21 protein-coding genes are annotated in these 24,288 nt (G+C 62.4%); 4 read left to right on the top strand and 17 right to left on the bottom strand.

The features are described from left to right. On the bottom strand, window positions 1-113 hold a 113-nt coding region (locus JWQ61_RS07655), incomplete at its 3' end, for an NAD(P)-binding domain-containing protein (protein WP_304360000.1). Window positions 114-194: 81 nt separating this feature from the next. Then, window positions 195-440, bottom strand: a complete 246-nt coding sequence (locus JWQ61_RS07650; RefSeq protein ID WP_304359999.1) for a hypothetical protein — start codon at window positions 438-440, stop codon at window positions 195-197. 335 nt (window positions 441-775) lie between these two features. Between JWQ61_RS07650 and JWQ61_RS07645 the strand changes: the two genes are divergently transcribed. Continuing rightward, complete coding sequence (locus JWQ61_RS07645) at window positions 776-928, top strand: DUF3309 domain-containing protein (protein ID WP_120236226.1); 153 nt, start codon at window positions 776-778, stop codon at window positions 926-928. A 69-nt stretch (window positions 929-997) separates the two neighbouring features. On the opposite strand, the gene JWQ61_RS07640 is transcribed toward JWQ61_RS07645, so the two are convergent. Both JWQ61_RS07640 and JWQ61_RS07635 read right to left on the bottom strand, forming a co-directional pair. After that, entirely contained in the window at window positions 998-1,300 is a 303-nt protein-coding gene (locus JWQ61_RS07640; RefSeq protein WP_120236227.1) for a YqjD family protein, read from the bottom strand. Between the two features lie 73 nt (window positions 1,301-1,373). Next, window positions 1,374-1,910, bottom strand: a complete 537-nt coding sequence (locus JWQ61_RS07635) for a bacterioferritin (RefSeq protein WP_304359998.1) — start codon at window positions 1,908-1,910, stop codon at window positions 1,374-1,376. 249 nt (window positions 1,911-2,159) lie between these two features. Here JWQ61_RS07635 and JWQ61_RS07630 point away from each other — a divergent pair, with 249 nt between their 5' ends. Next, on the top strand, window positions 2,160-3,428 hold the full coding sequence (locus JWQ61_RS07630; RefSeq protein WP_304359997.1) for an NRAMP family divalent metal transporter: 1,269 nt from the start codon (window positions 2,160-2,162) through the stop codon (window positions 3,426-3,428). Window positions 3,429-3,525: 97 nt separating this feature from the next. Here the strand turns inward: JWQ61_RS07630 and JWQ61_RS07625 are convergent, their stop codons facing one another. Next, a complete protein-coding gene (locus JWQ61_RS07625) occupies window positions 3,526-3,957 on the bottom strand; it encodes an RcnB family protein (RefSeq protein WP_304359996.1) in 432 nt (143 codons plus the stop codon). 562 nt (window positions 3,958-4,519) lie between these two features. Between JWQ61_RS07625 and JWQ61_RS07620 the strand changes: the two genes are divergently transcribed. Further along, on the top strand, window positions 4,520-13,273 hold the full coding sequence (locus tag JWQ61_RS07620) for a glycoside hydrolase family 94 protein (protein WP_304359995.1): 8,754 nt from the start codon (window positions 4,520-4,522) through the stop codon (window positions 13,271-13,273). Window positions 13,274-13,294: 21 nt separating this feature from the next. Here the strand turns inward: JWQ61_RS07620 and JWQ61_RS07615 are convergent, their stop codons facing one another. Next, entirely contained in the window at window positions 13,295-13,600 is a 306-nt protein-coding gene (locus JWQ61_RS07615; RefSeq protein WP_304359994.1) for a hypothetical protein, read from the bottom strand. 21 nt (window positions 13,601-13,621) lie between these two features. On the opposite strand from JWQ61_RS07615, the gene JWQ61_RS07610 reads away from it, so the two are divergent. After that, the gene (locus tag JWQ61_RS07610) at window positions 13,622-14,527 is read left to right on the top strand and encodes a LysR family transcriptional regulator (RefSeq protein WP_304359993.1); all 906 of its coding nucleotides are present in this window, start codon (window positions 13,622-13,624) and stop codon (window positions 14,525-14,527) included. 12 nt (window positions 14,528-14,539) lie between these two features. Here the strand turns inward: JWQ61_RS07610 and JWQ61_RS07605 are convergent, their stop codons facing one another. The 11 genes from JWQ61_RS07605 to dctP form a co-directional block, all read right to left on the bottom strand. Then, complete coding sequence (locus JWQ61_RS07605; protein WP_304359992.1) at window positions 14,540-15,466, bottom strand: ACP S-malonyltransferase; 927 nt, start codon at window positions 15,464-15,466, stop codon at window positions 14,540-14,542. Between the two features lie 45 nt (window positions 15,467-15,511). Further along, window positions 15,512-16,648, bottom strand: coding sequence for an ABC transporter substrate-binding protein (locus JWQ61_RS07600; protein ID WP_304359991.1), 1,137 nt, complete (start codon window positions 16,646-16,648; stop codon window positions 15,512-15,514). Between the two features lie 77 nt (window positions 16,649-16,725). Beyond that, window positions 16,726-17,649, bottom strand: a complete 924-nt coding sequence (mdcB, locus tag JWQ61_RS07595; protein ID WP_304359990.1) for a triphosphoribosyl-dephospho-CoA synthase MdcB — start codon at window positions 17,647-17,649, stop codon at window positions 16,726-16,728. Further along, entirely contained in the window at window positions 17,646-18,311 is a 666-nt protein-coding gene (gene mdcG, locus JWQ61_RS07590; protein ID WP_304359989.1) for a malonate decarboxylase holo-[acyl-carrier-protein] synthase, read from the bottom strand. Before mdcG ends, mdcB begins: the two co-directional genes overlap by 4 nt. Further along, on the bottom strand, window positions 18,295-19,017 hold the full coding sequence (locus JWQ61_RS07585; protein ID WP_304359988.1) for a biotin-independent malonate decarboxylase subunit gamma: 723 nt from the start codon (window positions 19,015-19,017) through the stop codon (window positions 18,295-18,297). The genes mdcG and JWQ61_RS07585 overlap by 17 nt, the downstream gene beginning before the upstream one ends. Before the next feature lie 2 nt (window positions 19,018-19,019). Beyond that, window positions 19,020-19,919, bottom strand: coding sequence for a biotin-independent malonate decarboxylase subunit beta (locus JWQ61_RS07580; RefSeq protein ID WP_304359987.1), 900 nt, complete (start codon window positions 19,917-19,919; stop codon window positions 19,020-19,022). Beyond that, window positions 19,916-20,230: a malonate decarboxylase acyl carrier protein gene (gene mdcC, locus JWQ61_RS07575; protein WP_304359986.1), complete on the bottom strand. Its 315-nt coding sequence runs from the start codon at window positions 20,228-20,230 to the stop codon at window positions 19,916-19,918. The genes JWQ61_RS07580 and mdcC overlap by 4 nt, the downstream gene beginning before the upstream one ends. A gap of 35 nt (window positions 20,231-20,265) precedes the next feature. After that, on the bottom strand, window positions 20,266-21,930 hold the full coding sequence (gene mdcA, locus JWQ61_RS07570; protein ID WP_304359985.1) for a malonate decarboxylase subunit alpha: 1,665 nt from the start codon (window positions 21,928-21,930) through the stop codon (window positions 20,266-20,268). Further along, entirely contained in the window at window positions 21,927-23,276 is a 1,350-nt protein-coding gene (locus tag JWQ61_RS07565) for a TRAP transporter large permease (protein WP_304359984.1), read from the bottom strand. Before JWQ61_RS07565 ends, mdcA begins: the two co-directional genes overlap by 4 nt. Further along, entirely contained in the window at window positions 23,276-23,857 is a 582-nt protein-coding gene (locus JWQ61_RS07560) for a TRAP transporter small permease (protein ID WP_304359983.1), read from the bottom strand. The genes JWQ61_RS07565 and JWQ61_RS07560 overlap by 1 nt, the downstream gene beginning before the upstream one ends. After that, window positions 23,854-24,288 (bottom strand): TRAP transporter substrate-binding protein DctP (gene dctP, locus JWQ61_RS07555; RefSeq protein ID WP_304359982.1); only part of this gene is annotated, 435 nt, incomplete at its 5' end. The genes JWQ61_RS07560 and dctP, both read right to left, overlap by 4 nt.

Raw genomic sequence — 24,288 nt, 5'->3', positions numbered from 1 at the left:
GCCTGCACCGCTTCCGGATGCAGGTCATACACTACGCATTGATGGTCGCCCTTGGTCAGGCGCCTTACCATGTTGGCGCCCATGCGCCCCAATCCAATCATCCCTAACTGCATCGTGTTTCTCCTTGCTGAATAATCTGTGCCACGGAATTGCCGGCCTGCGGAATTTCCAGCCTGCGAATTTCCAGCTTACCTTCAGGCGTCTTTTTTCCTGCCTTTTTCTATCATTGAAATGGCGAATGCGCGCGCCTCTGTTTCGGCCTCTTGCTCGGTGTGGAAGACGGCGTCGACCACCACCCGCTGCGACGGAAAAATATCGTTTCTATGCATGGGGTTGCTGGAAGGGCCGTAGATCGCCAGGTTGGCGGCCCAGTCTTCGCTATCGGGGAGCTGGATTCCGGAATATTCGATTTCATATTCGCCAATTGTTTCGGTACGCATTGCGGTCTCCGGACGGCATGTAAGACGGTGTGTAAGTAAACGGCCAAACCGGCATCTGCTGGATTTTGTATTTTGGCACAGTATTTGGAACAACAAGCGCGGCGCTCTCGATCAGACCATATTTCGGCCAAAGCTGCCACTGTCAACATCGACAGCAGAGCTGGGCGGCAGGCAGGCCAGCGACCGGTTTTTGTACGCCAGCGCACAGACCTTGTGATCTTTCCCGGTTATCTTGGTTCCACTCCTGGCGGTAAATAATTCCGCCGCCAGGTTCCTGTTGCAAGCCCTGCGCTCTTGCTTGCCAACCAGCCTGCCAACTTCTTTAGGAGCCAAGCATGAGCACCATCTTACTCGTCATCCTGATCCTCATTGTCATCGGCGCCTTGCCGAGCTGGCCGCATAGCCGCAACTGGGGTTACGGTCCCAGCGGCATCACCGGCCTGATCGTCGTCATCCTGATCGTCATGCTGCTGACCGGGCGACTTTAAAACTACCGCCGCAATAGAAAGGCGTGGCGCATATCGCGCCACGCCTTTCCGTTTTTCCAGCGCTGCGGGCTATCTCTTGGTCAGGACCAACGCGGCCAAAAATCCCACGCCGGCGGCTGTCGCCAATGCCCGCCACGGATTCTCCTTCACATAGCTTTCGGCAGAATCCGTCATTTCCCGGCCGGCGACGCGGGCGCTGGCCTGCGCTTCCTGGGCGGTAACCACGGCCTTGTCGAGCAAGCGCATGCCGCGGTTGCGCATTTCTTCAGCCTTTTCCCCGGTCAGGTCGGCCGCGGCCAAAAACAAGGCTTGCGCATCCTTGATCAGTTTTTTCACGTCATCGTTGACGGCTTTCAAATTTGATTCCAGCAAGATAATCTCCTCGAAGTAATATTAATCAAATGGCATCGATGCGCCTGCGTTCTGCCGCAGGACTGCGTCACGCTCAAGCCAGCAGATCGCGCATGTCGTCGGCGTGTTCTTCTTCTTTGGCCATGATGCCGACCAGCAGCAGGCGTGTGGTCGGATCGCTGTCGCCGATCCGTTCTATCATCTGGCGGTAAGCTTCGATCGCCACTCGTTCGGCGATCAGGTTAGCCTTGATCATGGCCTTGATGTCGTCCGCGCCATCGTATTCCGCATGGCTGCGCTGCACCAGCGTATCCGGATTGAAATCCGGCTTGCCATTGAGCTGCACGATGCGCTCCGCGATCTGGTCGGCATGGGCCTGCTCTTCCATTGCATGCTCCAGGAATTCATCCTTGATCGATCCGTTTTGCAAGCCGGCCGCCGTGTAGTAGTGCCGTTTATAACGCAGTACGCAGACCAGTTCGGTCGCCAGCGCATCGTTGAGCATGGCGACCACCTGCTCGCGGTCGCCGCGGTAGCCTGCCGTCACCGCGCCGTCATCCATGTTCTTGGCGGCGGCACGGATGGCGGCGGTATCGATTGCCGCGGAAATGGGTTTTTTCGTTTCTGGCATGGTTGCTCTCCATAACAGTGAGGGATGGGAAGGAATGTTCACTGTATGGCGTCGGCTGCTAAAAATCGGTGCGCTGACACACATAACGCGTGCTTTAGCTGCAGCGGGATTTTGCCAATCCACCAATACCTGCTCCGGCTTTGTTGGCTAGCACACAGACCCCATCGGGGTTGTGGAATAGACTGCACAACAAGAGAACTAAGCAAGAGGACAAAGAAACTGCTTTTCTGACATGGAGACAGTTCGCCAATGACAAATCCCGATGCTAAAAAGACCTGGCTGCAAAAGCTGGGGCCAGGGTTGATTACCGGCGCCGCGGATGACGACCCCAGCGGCATCGCCACCTATTCCCAAGCCGGTGCGCAATTCGGCTTCAATCTGCTATGGACGCTGTTCCTGACGTATCCGCTGATGGTCGGGATCCAGGTCGTCAGCGCCAAGATCGGCCGCGTCAGCGGCCATGGCCTGGCGACCAATATCCGCCGCCATTACCCGCCATGGCTGCTGTACGCCATCGTCGGCCTGCTGCTGCTTGCCAACACCATCAATATCGCAGCGGATGTCGCCGCCATGGGCGAAGCCTTGAAGCTGCTGGCAGGCGGCCCCGCGCATTTATATGCACTGGGCTTCGGCCTGCTGTCGCTGCTGCTGCAGATTTTCATTCCCTACGACCGTTACGTACGCTTGTTGAAATGGCTGACGCTGGCCTTGCTGGCCTATGTCGGCGCCGCGTTCGTCGTGCATACGCCCTGGACCGAAGTCTTCGCAAAAACGGTCTGGCCGCAGCTATCCTGGAAACCGGCATACATCACCACGGTGGTCGCGGTATTCGGCACCACCATCAGCCCCTATCTGTTTTTCTGGCAAGCCTCGCAGGAAGTGGAGGAGCAGCAGTCCCGGCCCGCGGCCAAGCCGTTGCGAGATGCGCCCAACCAGGCCAGCGCCAATTTTCGCCGGATCAAGATCGACACTGTCATTGGCATGGGATTTTCCAATCTGGTCGCCTATTTCATCATGCTGACCACGGCGGTCACCCTCGGCCTGCATGGCGTCACGAATATCCAGAGCTCGGCGCAGGCAGCTTCGGCGCTGCGGCCGATCGCAGGCGAGTTCGCTTTCTGGCTATTCAGCGCAGGCATCATCGGCACCGGCCTGCTGGCGGTCCCGGTGCTGGCCGGCTCCGCGGCCTACGCCATGGCTGGCGCATTCCATTGGAAAAACAGCCTGGAGCTGAAACCTGTGGCGGCCAAGAAATTCTACGGCATCATCGCCGTCTCGACCGCCGTCGGCGTGGTGCTCTGCTTCACTCCCATCGATCCGATCAAGGCCTTGTACTGGAGCGCGGTAATCAACGGCGTCATTTCCGTGCCCATCATGGCGGTCATGATGCTGATGGCGGCCCACCCCAAGATCATGGGGCAGTTCGTGATTGACGCCAGGCTGAAGATATTGGGCTGGGTCTGCACCGGCGTCATGGCGCTCGCCGTATTGACGATGTTCTGGACCTTTGGGAAATAAACCAGTCTCTCGTACAGAAAATAAAGCCCTCCTGGTCGATTGAGCAGGAGGGCTTATCGTTTGCATCGCAAGATGCAGTATGGCAAGCGCAGCTCTGTCAGTTGTTCAGCAGAAGCTGCAGGATGATGCCGGTGGAAATCGCCACCAGGACATAGTCGCCGCCGGTCTGCACCCAATGGTAGCCGCGCGGCGGCGCATTCAGGTGATGGCCGCGCCAGTCATCGACCACATACTGGCGATTGCGGTATTCGGGCGGCAGGCGCTGGCCCCGGTAGAACTGGTGATTGGGGCCGGCGCCTCGTTCACCCTGACGGTCGCCGCCACGCCAGTCGCCACGCTGATCGCGGTTAGCTTGCCCGCGGTCCCTGCCGTCGCGATGATCTTGCTGCCGGCCCTGGTTGTCGCGGCGATCGCCTTGGTCGTTGCGCTGCTGGTGGTCGTTGCGGTCGCCGTAATTCTGGGCGGATGCAACTCCTCCCGTGGCCAGGGATATCGCCATGACGGCGGATGCGATTGCTTTCATTTCCATCTCAGTCTCCATTTACGGGAAGCACCATATTCATCGCGTGCACTTGATCGCGGGTCTTGCAGTTATACAGCCAGGACCTGTTTGGAAGATAAGCTGCCCCGGGCAGAGTATCTGTGCGCCAGCACACGTAATCGGCAAATCGATGCCGGCTTTCGCACGGCAACAAGTGTATCTCCGATTTCCGCTATGTGCGGCAGCGCACTGAATTTTTACGTCTGCTGACGTAGCCTGATCCGGCCGCGGCGATCTTATCTGCAGCAGGCGGATCAGTAGCAGATTGATATTAAAAAATTATCCCGGGAAACTGTTAAGCTGTAACACGCAGGAGGTCCGCAGGAAATCAGTCCGCGGCGCATCAATCCGTCTCCTGCAGCCTCAATCTCTACCGTCCCCTGCCTCTTCTCCCAGCAAGGAGGTCCGGCCGGGCCAGAATCAGATCTCTGACTCTTCTACGCCAGGCGATCCGGTTCTCTCCAGATTCATTGCATAAATAGAAACGTCGGAATTGAAATCTAATAACGAACCACTGCACGAATCATTACGCCGGGCATTACGCGACAATATGCTCGACATCAAAAATGCCCTGCTGCCTGGCAGCCTGCGCAATGGTCCGGCGAATGATGAGTTGCCGCTGCGCGCGGAGCTGTTCAGCGCCCTGCAGATGGAACAGCACGGCCGGGTGCTGGCCAACGCCCACAAGCTCAGCAGCGAACGCGGACGCGACCAGCTGCTGTCGCGCCTGGCCGACAATGAAAACGTCATCATCGACGCCTGCAGCCTGCTGACCGAAGCGATCCGGGCCGGGCGCCAAGTGACACCGGCGGCGGAATGGCTGCTCGACAATTTCTACCTGATCGAAGAACAGATCCGCACCGCCAAGCGGCACCTGCCGAAGAACTACAGCAGGGAATTGCCGCGCCTGCTGCGCGGCAGCTCGGCCGGCCGGCCGCGGGTCTATGACATCGCGCTGGAAACCATTTCCCACGGCGACGGCCGCGTCGACCCGGAAAGCCTGAGCCGCTTTGTCGCCGCCTACCAGCAGGTCACACCTCTGAAACTGGGCGAATTGTGGGCGATTCCCATCATGCTGCGCCTGGCGCTGATCGAAAACCTGCGGCGCGTCGCAGCCCGCCTGGCGCTCACCAGCTTCAACCGCAATCTGGCCGATTCCTGGGCCGACGCCATGGTGGAGAGCGCCGAAAACGATCCCGGCAACCTGATCCTGCTGGTAGCCGACATGGCGCGTTCCGATCCGCCCATGGACAGTTCGTTCGTGGCCGAACTGGTGCGCCGCCTGCAAGGGCAAAGTCCGGCGCTGACGCTGCCCATGACCTGGCTGTCGCAGCGGCTGGCGGAATCCGGCCAGACCATCGAACAGCTGGTCCAGCTTGAGACGCAGCAGCAAGCCGCCGACCAGGTATCGATCAGCAACAGCATCGGCAGCCTGCGCTTCCTGAGCGCCATGGACTGGCGCGAATTTGTCGAAACCATGAGCGTGGTCGACCATACCTTGCGCAAGGACCCGGTCGACGTCTATGCCCGCATGGATTTCTCTACCCGCGACCACTATCGGCATGTGATCGAAAGAATCGCCCGCAACAGCAGCTTGTCGGAATTTGAAATCGCCGGGCACGCGGTCCGGCTCGCCGCCAAACATCCCATGCATGCCCCGCAAGACAGCGCCGACCAGCGCCGCGCGCATGTCGGCTATTACCTGATCGGCCACGGCCTGCCGCAGTTGGAGCAGGCGGCTGGGTTCAAGCTGCCGCCGCTGGAGGCGCTGCGGCGCATGGGCAAGGCTGCGCCCTTGAGCGGCTACCTCGGCAGCATTGTGCTGATCAGCCTCGCCGCCACCGCCGGCATTGCCTTCAAAGCCTATGCCGACGGTGCCAGCCACTGGCTGCTGGCCATGGTCGCGGCGCTGGCCCTGGTCGCCAGCAGCCAGCTGGCGCACGCCATGGTCAACTGGCTGATTACCCTGATCGCCATACCGCACCCGCTGCCGCGCATGGATTTTTCGGACGGCGTTCCAGCCGCATCGCGCACCCTGGTGGCGGTACCTACGATATTGTCGAGCAAGCAGAACATCGATAGCCTGACGGAAGCCCTGGAGGTGCGCTTTCTCGCCAACCGCGACGTCAACCTGCGCTTTTGCCTGCTGACCGACTTCGCCGACGCCGAGGCGGAAGTCCTGCCGGAAGACGCTCTCTTGCTGCAGCATATCGAACATAATATCCAGGAGCTGAACGGGAAATACCGCCAGGACCACGGCGACAATTTCCTGCTGCTGCACCGCCCGCGCCGCTGGAACCCGCAGGAAAAAACCTGGATGGGCTACGAACGCAAGCGCGGCAAGCTGGCTGATCTCAACGCCCTCCTGCGCGGCGGCGCGGCCGACACCTTTTCGCTGATCGTCGGCGATACCGAAGACCTGGGCAATGTCAGGTACGTGATCACGCTCGACACCGACACCGAGCTGCCGCGCGATGCTGCCCGCCAGTTCGTGGCCACCATGGCGCATCCGCTGAACCGCGCGCTGTACGACGCCAGCCGCCAGCGTGTGGTGGAAGGCTACGGCATCCTGCAGCCGCGCGTGGCGGTCAGCCTGCCCAGCGCCGGCGCCTCCTACTATGAACTGCTGTGCGGCGGCGAAACCGGCATCGACCCTTACACCCGCACCGTGTCCGACGTCTACCAGGACATCTTCGGCGAAGGTTCTTTCGTCGGCAAAGGCATCTACGACGTCGATGCCTTCGAACAAACCTTGAAGGACCGCATGCCGGAAAACCGCGTGCTCAGCCATGACTTGCTGGAAGGCTGTTATGCGCGCGCCGGCCTGCTCAGCGACGTCCAGCTGTACGAACAGTACCCGTCGCGCTACAGCGCTGACGTCAGCCGCCGCCATCGCTGGATACGCGGCGACTGGCAGATCGCTTCCTGGCTGCTGCCGCGGGTGCCGGGCGTACGCGACGCCGCCAGCGGCAAGATCGGCCATCATCGCAATCCGCTGTCCCCCTTGTCGCGCTGGAAACTGTTCGACAACCTGCGCCGCAGCGTGGTCCCGTTCGCACTGACAGCGTTGCTGCTGACCGGCTGGATCGGCCTGCCTTCGGCCTGGTTCTGGACCGCCGCAGCGCTCGGCATCTTGCTGATTCCCTCGCTCTGCGCCAGCATCCTGAGCCTGCTGCGCAAACCGGACGACGTACTGCTGCGGCAGCATCTTTCGGCTTCGCTGCACGCGACCCTGCAGCATTTCGCCCACGCCGCACTGACCCTGGTTTGCCTGCCGTACGAAGCCGCGCTCAACCTCGACGCCATCATCCGCACCCAGTGGCGGATCCTGGTCTCGCACCGCAAGCTGCTGGAATGGCAACCGTCCAGCGAGGCCGGCCGCCAGGCCAGCAACAACTTGCTGTCCTACTACCGTTCGATGTGGATCGCACCGGCGCTGGCGCTGGCGACCGCAGCCTGGCTGGTGATCAGCAATCCGCCGGCCCTGCAGGCGGCCGCGCCCATCCTGCTGCTATGGTGGCTGTCGCCCTTCATCGCCTACTGGATCAGCCAGCCGATTGCGCGCCGCGCGGCGCAGCTGTCGCACGAGCAGACCCAGTTCCTGAAATCGCTGTCGCGCAAGATGTGGCTGTTTTTCGAAACCTACGTCGGCCCCGAAGACAACTGGCTGCCGCTCGACAATGTGCAAGAGCACCCGGTCGCCGTGGTGGCGCGCCGCACCTCGCCCACCAACATCGGCCTGTCGCTGCTGGCCAACCTGAGCGCCTGCGATTTCGGCTACATCCCGTCCGGCCAGCTGCTGGAACGCACCCAGAACACTTTCCAGACCCTGGCTTCGCTGGAACGCTACCAGGGACATTTCTACAACTGGTACGACACCCAATACCTGAAGCCGCTGCATCCGATCTACGTCTCCACCGTCGACAGCGGCAACCTTGCCGGCCACCTGCTGACCCTGCGGCCAGGCTTGAGCGGGCTGCTCGATACGCCGATATTCGAGGCCCGCGTATTCTCCGGCATCCGCGACACCTATGAAATCCTGCGCGACACTGCCGGCGGCGGGCCGCTGGCGAAACTGGTCCAGTTCGAAAAAGACCTGCAGGATGCCTGCGATTCGGCGCCGGCCACCTTGACCGTCGCGCACGATTGCCTGCAGGGCCTCAGCCATTACGCCGCCGGTTTTGTCGCCGGCCTCGACACCGTGCCCGACACCCAGCTCAACGTCTGGGCGCGCGCGCTGGCCAGCCAGTGCCGCGAAGCCCTGAACGAGCTGGATATCCTTGCGCCCTGGATATCCGCGCTGGCGCCGGCGGAATGGATCACAAAATTTCCCCAGCTCGACCAGATTCCGACCCTGCGCCAGCTGGCCAGGACCCACGCCGACCTGGCGCCGCTGCTGGAACCGGGATCGGAAGCAAGCGCCGGCGATCCGCCCCAGGACCAAGCCCTGGCCGCCCTCAGCCAGCTGGTAGCCGAAGGCAGCCGCCACGCCGCCGAACGCATGCTGCTGATCGAGCAGCTGGTGACCCAGGCCGGCGAGTTCGCCCGCATGGAATACGGTTTCCTGTACGATCCCGCCACCCATCTGCTGGCCATCGGCTATAACGTCAGCGAGCGCCGGCGCGACGTCAGTTTCTACGACCTGCTGGCGTCCGAAGCCAGGCTCGCCACCTTCGTCGCCATCGCCCAGGGACAAGTGCCGCAGGAAAGCTGGTTCGCGCTCGGGCGCCAGCTCACCATCGCCGGCGGCGATCCGATCCTGCTGTCGTGGAGCGGATCGATGTTCGAATACCTGATGCCTTTGCTGGTCATGCCGAACTTTGAAAACACCCTGCTCGGCCAGACTTACGAGTCGGCGGTAAAGCGCCAGATCGAATACGGGATGCAGCGCGGCGTGCCCTGGGGCATTTCGGAATCGGGCTACCATACCTTCGACGCCAGCCTCAACTACCAGTACCGCGCATTCGGCGTACCCGGCCTCGGCTTCAAGCGCGGGCTCGGCGACGACCTGGTGATTGCCCCCTATGCATCGATGATGGCGCTGATGGTGGCGCCGGAAGAAGCCTGCCGTAACCTGCAGCAGCTGTCGGCCGAAGGTTTCGAGGGCGAATACGGTTTCTTCGAAGCCATCGATTACACGCCGTCGCGCCTGCCGCGCGGACAAAGCAGCGTCGTCATACGTTCTTTCATGGCCCATCATCAGGGCATGGGTTTCCTGTCGCTGGCCTACCTGCTGCTGGATCGCCCGATGCAAAAGCGCTTCGAATCGGATCCTTTGTTCCAGGCCACCATGTCGCTGCTGCACGAACGCGTGCCAAAAGCCAGCGCCACCTATTCCAACACCACGGAACTGGCCGACATCCGTACCGCCGTAGCCGACCAGGGCTTGCAGATGCGGGTATTGCAACGCCCCGATCCGCGCACCCCGGAAGTGCAGCTGCTGTCGAATGGGCGCTATCACGTGATGATCACCAGCGCCGGCGGCAGCCGCAGCCGCTGGAACGATCTCGCCGTCACCCGCTGGCAGGAAGACAGCACGCGCGACAACTGGGGCACCTTCTGTTATGTGCGCGAACTGAACGGCGGCGAGCCCGGCCATTTCTGGTCGACCGCTTTCCAGCCGACGCTGGCGCAGCCGGACAGCTACGAAGTTATCTTCTCCGAAGGCCGCGCCGAATTCCGGCGGCGCGACAACAGTTTCGACCTGCATACCGAAATCGTGGTGTCGCAGGAAGACGACATCGAATTGCGCCGCACCCGCATCGTCAACCGCTCGCGCTCGCGGCGCACCATAGACATCACCAGCTACGCCGAAGTCGTGCTGGCGCCGGCCGCCGCCGACGCCACCCATCCGGCGTTCAGCAACCTGTTCGTGCAAACCGAAATCGTGGCGGCCCAGCGCGCCATCCTGTGCACGCGCCGGCCGCGTTCGATGAATGAAAAAATGCCATGGATGTTCCATCTGATGGCGCTGCACGGCGCCGACATCGATGCGGTGTCGTATGAAACCGACCGCATGCAGTTCATCGGCCGCGGCAATACCGTGACCGCGCCGCAAGCGATGCGCCGGCAAGGGCCGCTGGCAGGCAACGCCGGCCCGGTGCTCGACCCGATCGTCGCCATCCGTTACCAGATTACGTTGGAAGCGGAACAGACAGCCACCATCGACATGGTGACCGGCATCGGCGATTCGCGCGACATCTGCCTCGGCCTGATCGAAAAATACCAGGATCGCCACCTGGCGGACCGGGTGGTCGAACTGTCCTGGCCGCATAGCCAGGTCGTGCTGCGCCAGCTCAACGCCAGCGAAGCCGACGCCCAGCTTTACAGCCGGCTGGCGAATTCGGTGATTTATGTCAATCCGCTGCTGCGCGCCGACGCCAGCGTCCTGATCCGCAACCATCGCGGACAGTCCGGCTTGTGGGGCTACGCCATTTCCGGCGACTTGCCGATCGTGCTGGTGCGTCTCAAGAGCCAGGAAAACATTGAGCTGGTGCGGCAGCTGGTGCAAGCCCATGCCTATTGGCGTTCGAAAGGATTGGCGGTCGACCTGGTGATCTGGAACGAAGACCATGCCGGTTACCGGCAGTTGCTGCAAGAGCAGATCATTGGGCTGATTTCATCGGTCACCGGCGCCCATGAAATCGACCGCCCGGGCGGCATTTTCGTGCGGCTGGTCGACCAGATCTCGGATGAAGACCGGGTCCTGTTCCAGTCGGTGGCGCGGGTCATCCTGAGCGACAGCCGCGGCACGCTGGCCGAGCAGATCAACCGCCGCGACCTGATGGAAATCCGCCTGCCGCGCCTGATACCGGCATTGCGGCAGACGCTGCCCGCAGTCGCCCATGAAATCCGGCTGCCACGGCGCGAACTGGACCTGGCGAACGGCCTCGGCGGTTTCACGGCTGACGGACGAGAGTACGTCATTACCACCTCCGCCGCCCAGCTGACGCCGGCGCCCTGGGTCAACATCATCGCCAATCCGCAGTTCGGCAGCGTGATCTCGGAAAGCGGGCAAGCCTATAGCTGGGGTGAAAACGCCCACGAATTCCGGCTCACGCCGTGGGCCAACGATCCGGTCAGCGACGGCGGCGGCGAAGTGTTCTACCTGCGCGACGAAGAAAGCGGACATTACTGGTCCCCCACTCCGCTGCCAAGGCGTGGCAGAGGCGATTATGTGACGCGGCATGGCTTCGGCTACAGCGTGTTCGAACATATCGAGGATGGCATTGTTTCCGAGCTGACCGTGTATGTCGCGGCCGATGCGTCAGTCAAGTATTCGGTGCTGCGGGTACGCAACGAATCCGACGCCACGCGCAAACTGTCGGCCACCGGCTATGTCGAATGGGTGCTGGGCGACCTGCGCCCCAAGTCGGCCATGCACATCGTCACCGAAACCGATCCGGCCACCGGCGCCGTGTTTGCACGCAATCCTTACAACACCGAATTCACCGACCGCACCGCGTTCTTCGATGTCGACGCCAGCAACCGCAGCGTCAGCGGCGACCGCAATGAATTCATCGGCCGCAACGGCTCGCTGCAGAAACCCGCGGCGATGGAACGGCTGCGCCTGTCCGGCAAGGTCGGCGCCGGCTTCGATCCTTGCGCCGCGATCCAGGTGCAGTTCGAACTGAACCAGGGCCAGCAGCGCGAAATCGTCTTCATCCTCGGCATGGCCGATAGCCGCCAGACCAATGCCAGCGGCCTGGTGCAGCGCTATCGCGGCGCCACGGCGGCGCATGAAGCGCTGCAAGCCGTGCATGCGTTCTGGGAACGTACGCTGGGCGCAGTCCAGGTCGACACGCCGGACCGCGAACTGAACCTGCTGGCCAACGGCTGGCTGATGTACCAGGTCATCGCCTGCCGTATGTGGGCGCGCAGCGGTTATTACCAGTCCGGCGGCGCTTTCGGTTTCCGCGACCAGCTGCAGGACGCCATGGCGCTGGTGCATTGCCAGCCGCAACTGCTGCGCGCGCACCTGTTGCTGTGCGCCGCCCACCAGTTCGTCGAAGGCGACGTCCAGCACTGGTGGCACCCGCCCAGCGACCGCGGCGTGCGCACCCATTGCTCCGACGACTACTTGTGGCTGCCGCTGGCGGTCCACCGCTATGTCAGCAGCACCGGCGATCATGGCGTGCTGGAGGAAAGCGCGCACTTCCTGGAAGGCCGCGCGGTCAATCCGGATGAAGATTCCTACTACGACTTGCCGGGCCATTCGAGCCAGGCCGCGACCTTGTACCAGCATTGCGTACGCGCCATCGAGAGAGGCTTGAAATTCGGCGTGCACGGCCTGTCGCTGATGGGGTCGTGCGACTGGAACGACGGCATGGACAAGGTCGGCGACAAAGGCAAAGGCGAAAGCGTCTGGCTCAGCTTTTTCCTGTACGACGTGCTGACCAGCTTCGCCGAAATCGCGCTCAGCCAGCAAGACCAGGCGTTCGCCGACCGTTGCCAGGCCGAAGCCGGCCAGCTGCGGAAAAACATCGCCAAGAACGGCTGGGACGGCGGCTGGTACCGCCGCGCCTATTTTGACGACGGTACGCCGCTTGGCTCCGCCCAGAATGTCGAATGCCAGATCGATTCGATTTCGCAAAGCTGGGCGGTGCTGTCCGGCGCCGGCGATCCGCAGCGGGTGCAGACTGCGATGCAGGCCGTCGACCAGCGCCTGGTGCGGCGCAAAGACGGCATCATCCAGCTGCTCGACCCGCCGTTCGACAAGTCCGACCAGGACCCGGGTTATATCCGCGGCTACGTTCCCGGCGTGCGCGAGAATGGCGGCCAGTATACGCATGCCGCCATCTGGTCCGTGATGGCGTTCGCCAAGCTGGGCGACCAGCAGCGCGCCTGGGAACTGATGCGCCTGATCAATCCGCTCAACCATGGCAAGACCGCCGAGAAAATCGCTACCTACAAGGTCGAGCCTTATGTCGTCGCCGCCGATGTCTACGCCGGAGCGCCGCACATCGGCCGCGGCGGCTGGACCTGGTACACCGGGTCGGCCGGATGGATGTATCGCCTGATCGTGGAATCGCTGCTGGGTTTAAGGCTGGAGGGCGACAAGCTGCACGTCGCGCCATGCCTGCCGCACGACTGGGATACCTATCGCATGGATTATCGCTACCGCGAGACCATGTACAGGATTGTCGTGACGCAAAGCGCCGCCGAGGATGCGGTCGCTCATTTCAAAGTCGACGGCGTGGCGCAGGAAGACGGTGCGGTCAATCTATTGGATGACAAGCGCGAACACGCGGTAGATATCCTGCTGCGCTCGCGGCCCGGCGCAACCGCAATGCCCCAGGCTTGATACAAGCGAACAATCGGTTCATCAACGATCGCCGCCACGCCGACCGGATTCGGTCCGGCCCGGCTTGGACAACAGCGGCTTTCGCTCCAGGCGCTCTGCATCATGGCTGTTCTCGGCGGCATCGCTTCGGCGGCCGTACACAACCTTGGCAATAATGCTGGCCGCAACACCGCATGCGCCAACCGCAATCAATATAAATTCAAACATCGCGCTCTCTGGTTTTCTTGCAAACTGATTGACCACCTGGAAAAGCCAAGGTAAAACTGCTGCTGTTGTCACTGTAGCCTTACCAGGCCGGCCAGCGCCAATATCGAATATGGCCGACATCTATCTCGAAACGGCATAACCATGATTTCACTCAGGCAGCTGAAGTATTTTGTCGAAATTGTCGACGCCGGCAGCTATACGCGGGCGGCCGAACGCCTGTATATCGCGCAATCGGCGCTGAGCCGGCAGATGAAGGAACTGGAAGGCGACATGCAGGTGTCGCTGCTGCAGCGCGATTCGCGCCATGTCGAACTGACCCAGGCCGGCCAGCTGTTTTACGAGAGAAGCAAACGGATACTGGAAGACCTGGCCGATGCCGTGGTGCAGGCGTACCAGGTAGGCAAAGGCGAGCAAGGGCTGATCCGCGTGCTGCATTCGAGTTCGGTGACCCTGACCGCCGCCATCGGCGCCGTCTTCAACGTGCTGCTGATCCAGTTTCCCGGCGTATCGCTTGATTTTTCCAAGGCGCCGTCAGAGCACCAGGCGCTTGATATCGATGAAGGCCGGGCGGATTTCGGCCTGGTGCGCTTGCCGATCTTGCGCAAGTTCCCGAATATCCAGGTGAAGAAACTATTCGATGAGAAGCTGATGCTCGCCGTGTCCGCCGAGCACAAGCTGGCGCAAAAGAGCAGCGTCGAGATCGGTGAATTGCGCGATGAATATTTCGTGTCATTCCCGCACAAGGATCGAGGCGGCCTCAGCTACCTGGTGGCGGAACTCTGCATGCGGCATGGTTTCTTTCCGAAAGCGGCGCGCGCCACATCGCGCAAGTCGTCGCAGCTGAACCTGATTGAAGCCAACCTGGGCATCGCGATCGTGCCGCACAGCATGCAAGAGGTGGCGCCGGCCGGCGTCCGTTTCCTGCCGCTGCCGGAGCCGGATGCTCACTCGGCCGTTGCCTTGATCTACCGGCGCGATGCGCCCGCCATGACTACCAATTTCATCGAAGCGTTCCTGCGGCTGATGCCGGATGCGGACAAATTCTGACCGCAACCAGGGTCACAAGCGCTGCAGCCAGCTGGCAACGCCGCGCAGCGAACGGAACTCGCTTACCGAGCGGCAGGCAATCTGCGGATGCCGGTCCTGCAGCATGCGCGACAATGCAGCCCCAGGTCCCAGCTCCAGCGCCGCCGTGATGCCCTGCTCGGCGCAGGCGTCCATGCAGTCGCTCCAGCGTATGGTTTGCGCCAGCTGCCGGGACAGCACACTGACTGCCTGTTCTTTTTTTGTCAAAGCTTGCCCGCTTAATCCCGACAGCACCGGCACCGGCGAGTCCATGGAAAATTGCTGCTGCAGTTGCTGTGCAAACGGCTGCACCGCACTGTCCATCAATGGCGTGTGGGAAGCCACCGTCACCGGCAGCAGGCGGAGCTTGCCGCCCAGGCTTTCGATTGCGCTGGTCGCCCGCTGCATGTCATGAGCAAGGCCGCCGACGATGCAGCTGTCGGCGCCGGTTTCAATCGCAAGATATAAATGTTCGGACTCCAGCAAGATGTTCAGGGTGCTGACGGCGATGCCGCTCACCGCACACAGGAGCTGCGGCGCGGCGGCCTGCAGGCAGGCGTCCATCAGCTCTGCGCGAGACGCCGCCAGCTGGATCGCCTGCGGCGCCGAAATGGCGCCGGCGACATGGTAGGCCGTGAGCTCGCCTATGCTGTATCCGGCTACCAGCGCCGGAGCCGGCAGCAAGGGTTGCAATGCCGACCAGGCGGCGGCGCTTGCCGCCACAATCAGCGGCTGCGCCAGCCGGTTTGAAAACAACAATTCTTCATCAGCCAGTACCTGCTCCAGCTGCTGTCCCGGCACGGCAAAGGACAGCCATTGCTGCAGCAGCCCTGCCGTGGCCGGATCGGTGCGCGGCAAGTCGAACATGCCGGCATGCTGCCCGCCCTGGCCCGGGCACAGAATCGCCAGGCGCTGGCTCATGCCAGGCCCGGACTCGGCCTGATTTGCCGATTTTTTCGAATTTTCTTAGCGCAGAACGTAACCATCCTTGCCGATCACCGTCAGTTCAATGAAGTTGAGGCCGTCGCGGCTGCCCGGGCCGTATTTCAACGCCATCCCGCCTATATCGTAGCCGCCCATGCTTTCCAGGCTGCTCACCAGGTTTTCGCGGGTCGGTTTGTTGCCGGCGCGGCGCAAGCCTTCCACCAGCACCTTGGCGGAAATGAAGCCTTCCAGCGTCGGGTAGGAGTCAGACAATTCGCTGCGGGTCTTGAGCGCGGTCATGAATTCCTTCGAAATCTGCGTGCTTGAACTTCTCGGATTCGGGAACACCTGGGTCATGCCGAGGCCGCGCGCATCCTTGCCCAAGCCTTGCAGGAACACTTGCGAACTGACATTCGACAGTGCGATCAATTGCTGCTGGCCGCCCGCCAGGCGATATTCCTTGATGAAAGCGGCGCATGGCTTGGCGGTGCAGATCAGCAGCACGGCCTGCGGCTTGGCGTCGAAAATCTTTTTCACGGCGCCTTCCACCGCGACCGTATTGCGCTCGTAATTGGCAATGACCGGTTCCGGCAGCTTGTACTTCTTGATGGCCTGCTTCAAGCCTTCCAGCGCGTCATTGCCGAACGAATCGTTGGACACCAGCACCGCGTAACGCTGCAAGCCCATGCCAGACAGCTGCTCGATCGCCGTGCCGACTTCATCGCGATACTTGGAGCGTACATTGAACAGGTAACGCTGCATAGGTTCATGCAAGGAAGTAGCGCCGCTAACCGGGGCGATCAGGGGTACCTTGGCGTCATTGATGGCGCTCAGGATCGACTCGGTGGTCGGCGTGCCGCGATACAGGAACAGCGCGAACGCATTCTTTTCATTGAGCAGTTTGCGGGTATTTTCGACAGTGCGCTTGGGTTCGAAGCCGTCATCCAGCGATTCCAGCACGATCTTGCGGCCGAACACCCCGCCCTGCTTGTTGACGATGTCGAAATACAGCTGCGCGCCTGCGGTCGCCTGTTTGACTTCCTCTGCGGCAGTCCCGGTAAAACCGGCCGACTGGCCGATGACGATGGTATTCGAGGTGATGCCTGGCTCTGCGTTAGCGCTACCAATTCCAAACAAGCCAAACAGGCCGATGCTGACAGCCAAAGACAACTTCTTCATTTGTACTCCAGAAATGATTGTGGATTAATCGATGTGCATGCGATGTGTATATAAGGGCAATAACAGCAGGCCCTGAATCACCGCAAGTAGCTGAGCCCATGCAGAAAATAGGTCGCAGCCAATAAATCAGCTGCGCCACCGGGCGACAGCTTATCCCGAACAAATACCTTATGGCAACAAATTGCGCGTTCGCGCCAGTCATCTGTTGCGCAGCCGCCCGCATTCAGGAACTGGCGGGCGCTGGTTTTGACCCTGGCGGCCCCGGCCGGCCCGCCCCGGTGGTAGAGATTGGTGTCGCTGATGGCCGCCATCAAGGCGAATAAGGTATCGACGGCAGCGGCGTCGTAGCCGCGCGCGGCGCCCAAGGTCTGCAGGAAACGCGGCAAGGCGATTTCGAACAACGACGGGAAGCCCAGCGCAGCCTCTTCGCTGGCGCCGCTCACCGCGTATTTTTGCGCCACTTGCCGGCCGTGCGAGATGCCGGCCCGGTCATGCATATGCCGGCTCAGGGCGTCGCCCCACTGTATCAGCAGCGTGGCGCGGATCGCCGCCGCCGACAGCGGCATGCGGCGGCCATGGCAATAACCGGCCGCTGCGCACAGCAGGCCGAGGCAAAAGATCGCGCCGCGATGGGTATTGACGCCGCCGGTGGCGCGCAGCATGGCTTGCTCGGCCTCCATGCCCAATTGCTTCAGCACGGCGAATTCCTTGCCGGCCATTCCGGCTTGCGTGATCCGTATGAAATAGTGGCGCAGCGCAAACAGGCTACGCATGAAAGTGCTCGCGTCCATGTCGTCGTGGCTGCCGCTGTCCAGCAGCGACACCAGGCCCGGTTTGGGATAAAGCTGCAATTCGCGGTACAAGCTGCGCAAGGCCAGCCGCCCTGCCGCCAGGCAGAACGCCCGTTGCTGGCGCGCGCTCAGCTGCTGCACCGTGCTTTGGCGGCGCAGCTGGGGCGATGCCGGCAACTGGGTCGCGGCGGAGCGGCTGCCCAGCATCATGCGCTTTCCAGCGTCGACACCAGCGCCGCCATGGGCGCTAGCCTGACCGTGCTGCGCGCCTTGACCAGCACCTGCTGGCCGCCGTCGCCCTGCAGCGCCTGCCAGCATTCTTTCCAGGCTACCGCCTGGCCGTCCGCAAACACCACCTCGCCGTCCAGCGGCAGCCACGCCGCATGCTGCGCCAGCAAGGCGATGCCGCGCCTGAATTCTTCCGTGCTGCCTGGCGTGAACAGCAGGTCGATATCCGAAGTCCGGGTCAGGTAACTCTGCTGCGTCAGGATCTGCCATGCCCAGGAGCCGTATATGCGCATCGCTATGCCGCTGTGCAGGCAATCGCCGGCAAACGCATTCAACGCCCGGCTCCAGGCCGGCGGCGCGTGCGGCAATGCGGCCCTCAATGCCAGCGGATCGGTAATCCGCTGGACGTCGCCGAACTGCGCCTGGAACGGGATCCTGGCCTTGTCGCCATTGGCGTCGGGCGGCAGCGCCAATCCCAGGCATAGCTGATCTTCCGAGGCATCTGGTTCGCGCCGGCGCAAGACCGCCGGCCAGTCGCGCGACTGCCAGCGCTCCAGCACGGCGCGGTGGCCTGCCGCCGCCGTCTGCGCTGCGTGTTGCCAGCCGTCGGCGCTCAGCCAGACCAGGCTATGGCGGGCCGGCATGATCGATCACAGCCTGGGTTACGGTCCAGGCCTGGCCGCGGCCGCCGCGCTGCAGGCCGGCGGCGCTGCGCAGATCCTGCGGGTTGGCTTGATTCAGAGCCTGCACCAGCTGCTGCGCCAGGTCGGCATGCCAGATCGCTTCGACGCCGCCCATCTGCAGGTAATTGACAGCGCCGGGCGCGAATACAGGGTTGCTCTTGGCCAGCTCGGTCAGCCGGGCTTCCGACACCTTGGTGATGCGCGCCATCGCCGCCAGTCCCATGACGCGGATGGTTGCTTCCGGCAAGGCGTAGCAGCCGTCGGCCATGAGGCCGCTGGTGATGAAGCCGCCCGACAAGGCCTGGTCGTACACCAGGCCGACTATCTTGTGCTGCCGGCGCCGCGCCAGGTCGATGCACTTTGCCAGCTGCGCCATATAGCTGTTGATGCCCAGCATTTCGTCGCGATGGCGCAGGCGCTGTCCCTGGGTGTCGATCAGGATCACGATGGAACGCTGCGGATGATCGCGCACCGTGGCCAGGATCGCCTGCGCCTGCAGCAAGGCGATTTCTACGCCGATCGCCGCATGGCCGGCGGTGCCGATCACGGTCACCGTGTCGCCGCCCACCTGTGCCGTGCCGGTCAGGAAATCATCTTGTTCGACCACCGTATGGCCATCCGGAAACAAGGTCGCTGCCAGGGTTTTCCAGTCCACGCTTTTGCTCATCCCTATGCTCCTCGGCGCAGTGCGGCGGTGGCGGCAACAAAAGCCTCGGCTTCCAGCATCGGCAGCCGGGCGCCGTCGGCCACGCCGAGCCGAGTCCAGATATCAAGCGGATCGGCGGCCTGGCCAAAACTGTCGATGCGATCCTGCAGCAGCTGCTGCTCTGCCTCCAGCACCGCCAGCGTCAAGCCGATGCCGCCGGCGTTGGCATGGCATTCCTGCGCCAGGTCGAAGGCAGCCTGGCGGAACGCCGCGCTGTCGTCGGCCACCAGCATCTGGCAATCGCCCAGCAGGTAGCGGTGCTTGCCGCCGGTGGTGCGCCATACCAGCGCCCGGTCGCGCGAATCGAATTCTTCGACGCCGTTGGCGGTTTCAATCACTTCCGGCCCCGACATCGCCAGCCGGCCTTCTTCCGACATCACGATCGCATTGGCGCAACGGGCAACAATGCCCATGCCGCCGAAACAGCCGTTGGAGCCGCCGATCAGCACGATCACAGGAATGCCGGCGGCGCGCACTTCAAGCAAGGCCCGCATCACTTCCGACACCGCGATCAGGCCGGCATTGGCTTCATGCAGGCGCACGCCGCCGCTTTCCAGCAGCAGCACCACCGCAAACGGCCGCTCGCGCACCGCGCGCAGCAGCAAGCCGGTGAGTTTGGCGCCATGCACCTCGCCCACCGCGCCGCCCATGAAACCGCCCTCTTGCGCCGCCACATACACGGATTCGCCAAACAGCCGTCCCTGGCCGATCGCCGCGCCGTCGTCGAACGATACCGGCGAATCCAGCTGCGCCAGGTGCGGGCTGACGATTTTCAGCGCCGGCGGCAGGAATTCGTAAAAACTGCCGGCGTCCAGCACCGCGGCCAGGCGTTCGCGGGCATTCGCTTCCAGGTAGCTGTTCATGGCGCGCTCCCGATCATGGCTTGCAGCGCCTGGTCCAGGCGCAGGCTGACTACCGCCGGCGTGGCCCCCATGTCGTTGATGGCGATACGGGCGTCGGCCAGTTGCCAGCGCTGCTGGAAATCGCCCAGCACCGCTTCCCAGATGACTCCGAAGCCGCGCGCCGCGGTCTTGATTTCAATCGTGCACGCGCCGTTCAGCGCCGCCGCTTCGACCAGCACTTCCAGGTTGCCCGAGCTGACTACGCCGGACAGCTGGGCCTGCGGCGGCAAGCGGCGCTGGCCATGTTCAAAACGAAAATTCAAGGTTTCCATCAACAGCTCCTTGCCCTTCTGATTCTTGCTTGCTGCTACCAGTTTCTGAAGCGTTTCGGCGGATCGTACAAACCGCCCGAAGCACGCACCAGGTCTTTCATGCTTTTTGCTGCCAGCAAGTCGCGCGTGGCCAGCCGTTTGTCGATGCCGAGATCCTCGGGCCGCTGGATGATGCCGCGGTCGCGCAGGTTTTCCACCATGCGGTTGTCGCGCCCCAGTCCGACCGGGGTGTAACCGGCGACGCCGCGCACCGCCTGTTCGCGTTCCTCGTCGGTGCGGCACAACAGCAGGTTGGCCAGCCCTTCTTCGGTCAGGATATGGCTGACGTCTTCGCCGTAGATCATCACCGGCGGAATCGCCATGTCGGCCTGTTCTGCCAGCTCCCAGGCGTCCAGCCGTTCGACGAAAGCCGGCTGCATGTGCTCGCGGAAGGTTTCGACGATTTGCACCACCAGCTTTTGTCCGCGCGGGATCAGGTTCTTGCCGTCGCGCGCCTGGCGCCCAGCTTTCAGCCAGGCCGGGCTGGCATGGCGCCGGCCGCGCGCATCGGCGCCCATGTTGGGTGCGCCGCCGAAACCGGCGATGCGGCCCGTAGTCGCGGTGGATGAGTTGCCCTGCAAATCAATCTGCAAGGTAGAGCCGATGAACATGTCGCAGGCATAGTGGCCGGCCACCTGGCTGAACGCGCGGTTGCTGCGCATGGAGCCGTCGCCGCCGACAAAAAAAACGTCCGAGCGGGCCCGTATGTAATCTTCCATGCCCAGTTCGGAACCGAAGGAATGGATCGACTCGACAAAACCGGCTTCGATCGCCGGGATCAGCGCCGGATGCGGATTGAGCGCCCAGTGCTGGCAGATCTTGCCTTTCAGGCCGAGCGACGCGGCATAGGTCGGCAGGATCAGTTCGATCGCGGCGGTGTCGAAACCGATGCCATGGTTCAGGCGCTGCACCTCGTATTCGGCATAGATGCCCTTGATCGCCATCATCGCCATCAACACCTGGATCTCGGAAATCTGCGCCGGATCGCGGGTAAACAGCGGTTCGATATAGTGCGGCGTCGGCGCCTGCACCACAAAGCTGACCCAGTCGGCGGGAATGTCCACGCGCGGCAGCACATCGACTATCTCGTTGACCTGGGCGATCACGATGCCGCCGCTGAAGGCGGTAGCCTCGACAATCGCCGGCGTATCCTCGGTATTCGGCCCGGTGTACAGGTTGCCCTGGCGGTCCGCCGCCTGCGCCGCCACCAGCGCCACCCGCGGCGTGAGGTCGACAAAGTAGCGGCCGAACAATTCCAGGTACGTGTGGATGGCACCGATATTCAGCTTGCCGGCCGCCACCAGCCGCGCCAGGCGCACCGACTGCGGTCCCGAAAAGGAAAAATCCAGGCGCTCGGCGATGCCGTTTTCAAATACATCCAGGTGCTCCGGCAAGGCCAGCACCGACAGCAGCATGTGCAAGCCGCTGATGCGCGCCGGATCGAGCCTGGCCAGCGCCTTGGCCAGGAAATCGGCCTGCTTCTGGTTGTTTCCTTCCAGGCAAACGCGGTCGCCGGATTCCAACACGCTGTAGAGCAGATCGGCAATCCGTTCCGCTTCCACCAGCTTGCCTTTGCAGGCGCCGCCAAGGAGGCTGGCGGCGCGCTGCAGGCGCTGTTCGCGATTGACGTTCCGCAAGTCCCAGCGCCGGCTTTCCATCATCGGGCTCCCATCAGCAAATCAGGCAGGCCGGTGACAATTCCTGGAAACAGGCAAAGCAGGATGATCGCCAGGAACATCAGCAGCAGGAACGGCAGCGTGCCCTTGATCACCTCCGACAAGGGGATGTCGGGCGCGATGTTCTTGATGACAAACAGGTTCAGCCCGACCGGCGGATGGATCAGCCCCATTTCCATCACCACCGTCATCACCACGCCAAACCAGATCAGGTCGAATCCGGCTTCGCGCAGCGGCGGCAAGATGATGGGCGCGGTCATCAGGATGATGGATACCGGCGGCAGGAAAAAACCGAGCACGATCACCATCAGCAAGATCACCGCCAGCAGCAGCCATTTCGACAGGTGCAAGGCGACTACCCATTGCGCCGCCGACTGGCTGATGTGCAGGTAGCTCATGACATAGGAATACAGCAAGGACATGCCGATGATCAGCAGCAGCATGCAGGATTCCTTGATGGTCGAATTCAGGAACGGCATCAGGTCGCGCGGCCGCCACAGGCGGTACACCACCGCGATCAGCACGATCGCCAGCAAGGCGCCCAGGCCGGCGGTTTCGGACGGCGTGGCGAAGCCGCCGTACAAGGCAATCATGACGCCGATCAGCAAGATCAGGAACGGCAGCACGCGCGGCAGCATCTCGACCTTTTGCGCAAAAGTGAAATGCTCGTCGTCCAGGTAGGCCGACTTGATGCCGCCCTGGCTGTAGATTTCATGCGCCAGGCGGTACTCCTTGCGGGCCCGGTACACGGCATAACCGGCGAACAGGATCACCAGCAACACCCCCGGGCCGACGCCGGCCAGGAACAGCCGGCCCAGCGATTGTTCCGACGCCACCGCATACAGGATCATGGTGATCGAAGGCGGTAGCAGGATCCCCAGCGTGCCGCCGGCGGCAATGATGCCGGCCGCGAAGCCCGGCGAATAACCGCGCCGCCGCATTTCCGGGATGCCGGCGGAACCGATCGCCGAACAGGTGGCAGGCGAAGAACCGGCCATCGCCGCAAACAGGGCGCAGGCGAACACGTTGGCGATGCCCAGCCCGCCCGGCACCTTGCTCAGCCAGGCATGGATCGCCGAATACAGGTCGCGCCCGGCCGGCGATCTGCCGATGGCCGCGCCTTTCAGGATGAACAGGGGAATCGACAGCAGGGTCACCGAGGCGATTTCCTCGTAGACATTTTGCGTGATCGTATCCAGCGATGAGGCCGGCATGAAGAAGTACATGAAACTGGTCGCGACCACACCGAGCGCAAACGCTATCGGCATGCCGGAACACATCACGATAATCGTGACGATGCCATACAAGGCACCTAAGGCAAGCGGACTCATTACTCTCCCGGGACAGTGTGAACAGGTTTGCTACGGTCTGTCAGGCGCGCCAGCACTTGCGCCAGCAGCTGCAAGGTGAGCACGGTCATGCCCAGCGCCATCAGCGAATAGGGAATCCACAGCGGCGGCGCAAACGTGGATGAGGTAGTCTGGCCTTCCGACCAGGCTTCATGGAACAGGGTCCACGATTTCCAGGAAAAGAATCCGCAAAACAGGAAAGAGACCAGGTCGACCAGCAGCAGCCGCACCGCGTTCACGCCGGCCGGCAGTACCGAAGACAAGGCTTCGATGCCAATATGGCCGCGCGACGACTGGGCGTAGCCGGCGCAGAGGAAGATCACGCCGACCAGCATGAACACCGTGGCGTCGTCCTGCCAGTCGGTAGGAACATGGAAAAAATAGCGCGCCACCACCGAGTACGTCATGATCAGCGACGTCAGCATCAGCGCCGTCATGGAAAGATACAGGGCGAGTTTATGGAAGCGTTCGAGGATCCCGGCCAGGACTGCCACTACCGGATTGTCCGGTATGGCAGGCAAGGCGGGTCCGGCGTTTGGCTTCGTGTCGAAGCCGTGGCTCATAGCAGTTTCTCAGCCAGTTTCAGCAGTTTGGCGCAGTTGTCGTTCCTGGCAGCGTAGTCCTTCCACGCTGTGTTGCGTGCGATGTCCTGCCATTTCTTGACCGTCGCCGCGTTCAGGTCGACCACCTTGGCGCCGGCCTTCTGGTACACCGCGGCGACGCCGGAATCGTCCAGCCGGGCGGCGTTGGTGGCGAACTGCTCCATCTCGGCGCCGACCGCCATGACCGCCACCTGCTGCTCTTTGGTGAGGCGATCGAAGGTTGCTTTCGAGATCATCAGCGGTTCCAACATGTACCAATAGGCCTTGTCGCGGCCGCTGGTCAGGCTCTTGGAGACTTCTTCCAGGCGGAAGGAAATCAGCGAGGTCGACGACGTCATGGCGGCATCCATCGCACCAGTCTGCATCGCCGCGTAGATTTCGTTGGAAGGCAG

The sequence above is a fragment of the Collimonas fungivorans genome (assembly GCF_028292705.1).
In the GTDB taxonomy this organism is placed as follows: domain Bacteria; phylum Pseudomonadota; class Gammaproteobacteria; order Burkholderiales; family Burkholderiaceae_D; genus Collimonas; species Collimonas fungivorans_B.
This window is presented reverse-complemented; position numbering and strand designations above follow the sequence as displayed.

Bases quoted from the DNA above. Each gene is read 5' to 3' on its own strand.
- JWQ61_RS07650 (WP_304359999.1), bottom strand. From the start codon at position 440: ATGCGTACCGAAACAATTGGCGAATATGAAATCGAATATTCCGGAATC.
- JWQ61_RS07645 (WP_120236226.1), top strand. From the start codon at position 776: ATGAGCACCATCTTACTCGTCATCCTGATCCTCATTGTCATCGGCGCC.
- JWQ61_RS07635 (WP_304359998.1), bottom strand. From the start codon at position 1,910: ATGCCAGAAACGAAAAAACCCATTTCCGCGGCAATCGATACCGCCGCC.
- JWQ61_RS07630 (WP_304359997.1), top strand. From the start codon at position 2,160: ATGACAAATCCCGATGCTAAAAAGACCTGGCTGCAAAAGCTGGGGCCA.
- JWQ61_RS07625 (WP_304359996.1), bottom strand. From the start codon at position 3,957: ATGGAAATGAAAGCAATCGCATCCGCCGTCATGGCGATATCCCTGGCC.
- JWQ61_RS07620 (WP_304359995.1), top strand. From the start codon at position 4,520: ATGCTCGACATCAAAAATGCCCTGCTGCCTGGCAGCCTGCGCAATGGT.
- JWQ61_RS07615 (WP_304359994.1), bottom strand. From the start codon at position 13,600: ATGTCGGCCATATTCGATATTGGCGCTGGCCGGCCTGGTAAGGCTACA.
- JWQ61_RS07610 (WP_304359993.1), top strand. From the start codon at position 13,622: ATGATTTCACTCAGGCAGCTGAAGTATTTTGTCGAAATTGTCGACGCC.
- JWQ61_RS07605 (WP_304359992.1), bottom strand. From the start codon at position 15,466: ATGAGCCAGCGCCTGGCGATTCTGTGCCCGGGCCAGGGCGGGCAGCAT.
- JWQ61_RS07600 (WP_304359991.1), bottom strand. From the start codon at position 16,648: ATGAAGAAGTTGTCTTTGGCTGTCAGCATCGGCCTGTTTGGCTTGTTT.
- mdcB (WP_304359990.1), bottom strand. From the start codon at position 17,649: ATGATGCTGGGCAGCCGCTCCGCCGCGACCCAGTTGCCGGCATCGCCC.
- mdcG (WP_304359989.1), bottom strand. From the start codon at position 18,311: ATGCCGGCCCGCCATAGCCTGGTCTGGCTGAGCGCCGACGGCTGGCAA.
- JWQ61_RS07585 (WP_304359988.1), bottom strand. From the start codon at position 19,017: ATGAGCAAAAGCGTGGACTGGAAAACCCTGGCAGCGACCTTGTTTCCG.
- JWQ61_RS07580 (WP_304359987.1), bottom strand. From the start codon at position 19,919: ATGAACAGCTACCTGGAAGCGAATGCCCGCGAACGCCTGGCCGCGGTG.
- mdcC (WP_304359986.1), bottom strand. From the start codon at position 20,230: ATGGAAACCTTGAATTTTCGTTTTGAACATGGCCAGCGCCGCTTGCCG.
- mdcA (WP_304359985.1), bottom strand. From the start codon at position 21,930: ATGATGGAAAGCCGGCGCTGGGACTTGCGGAACGTCAATCGCGAACAG.
- JWQ61_RS07565 (WP_304359984.1), bottom strand. From the start codon at position 23,276: ATGAGTCCGCTTGCCTTAGGTGCCTTGTATGGCATCGTCACGATTATC.
- JWQ61_RS07560 (WP_304359983.1), bottom strand. From the start codon at position 23,857: ATGAGCCACGGCTTCGACACGAAGCCAAACGCCGGACCCGCCTTGCCT.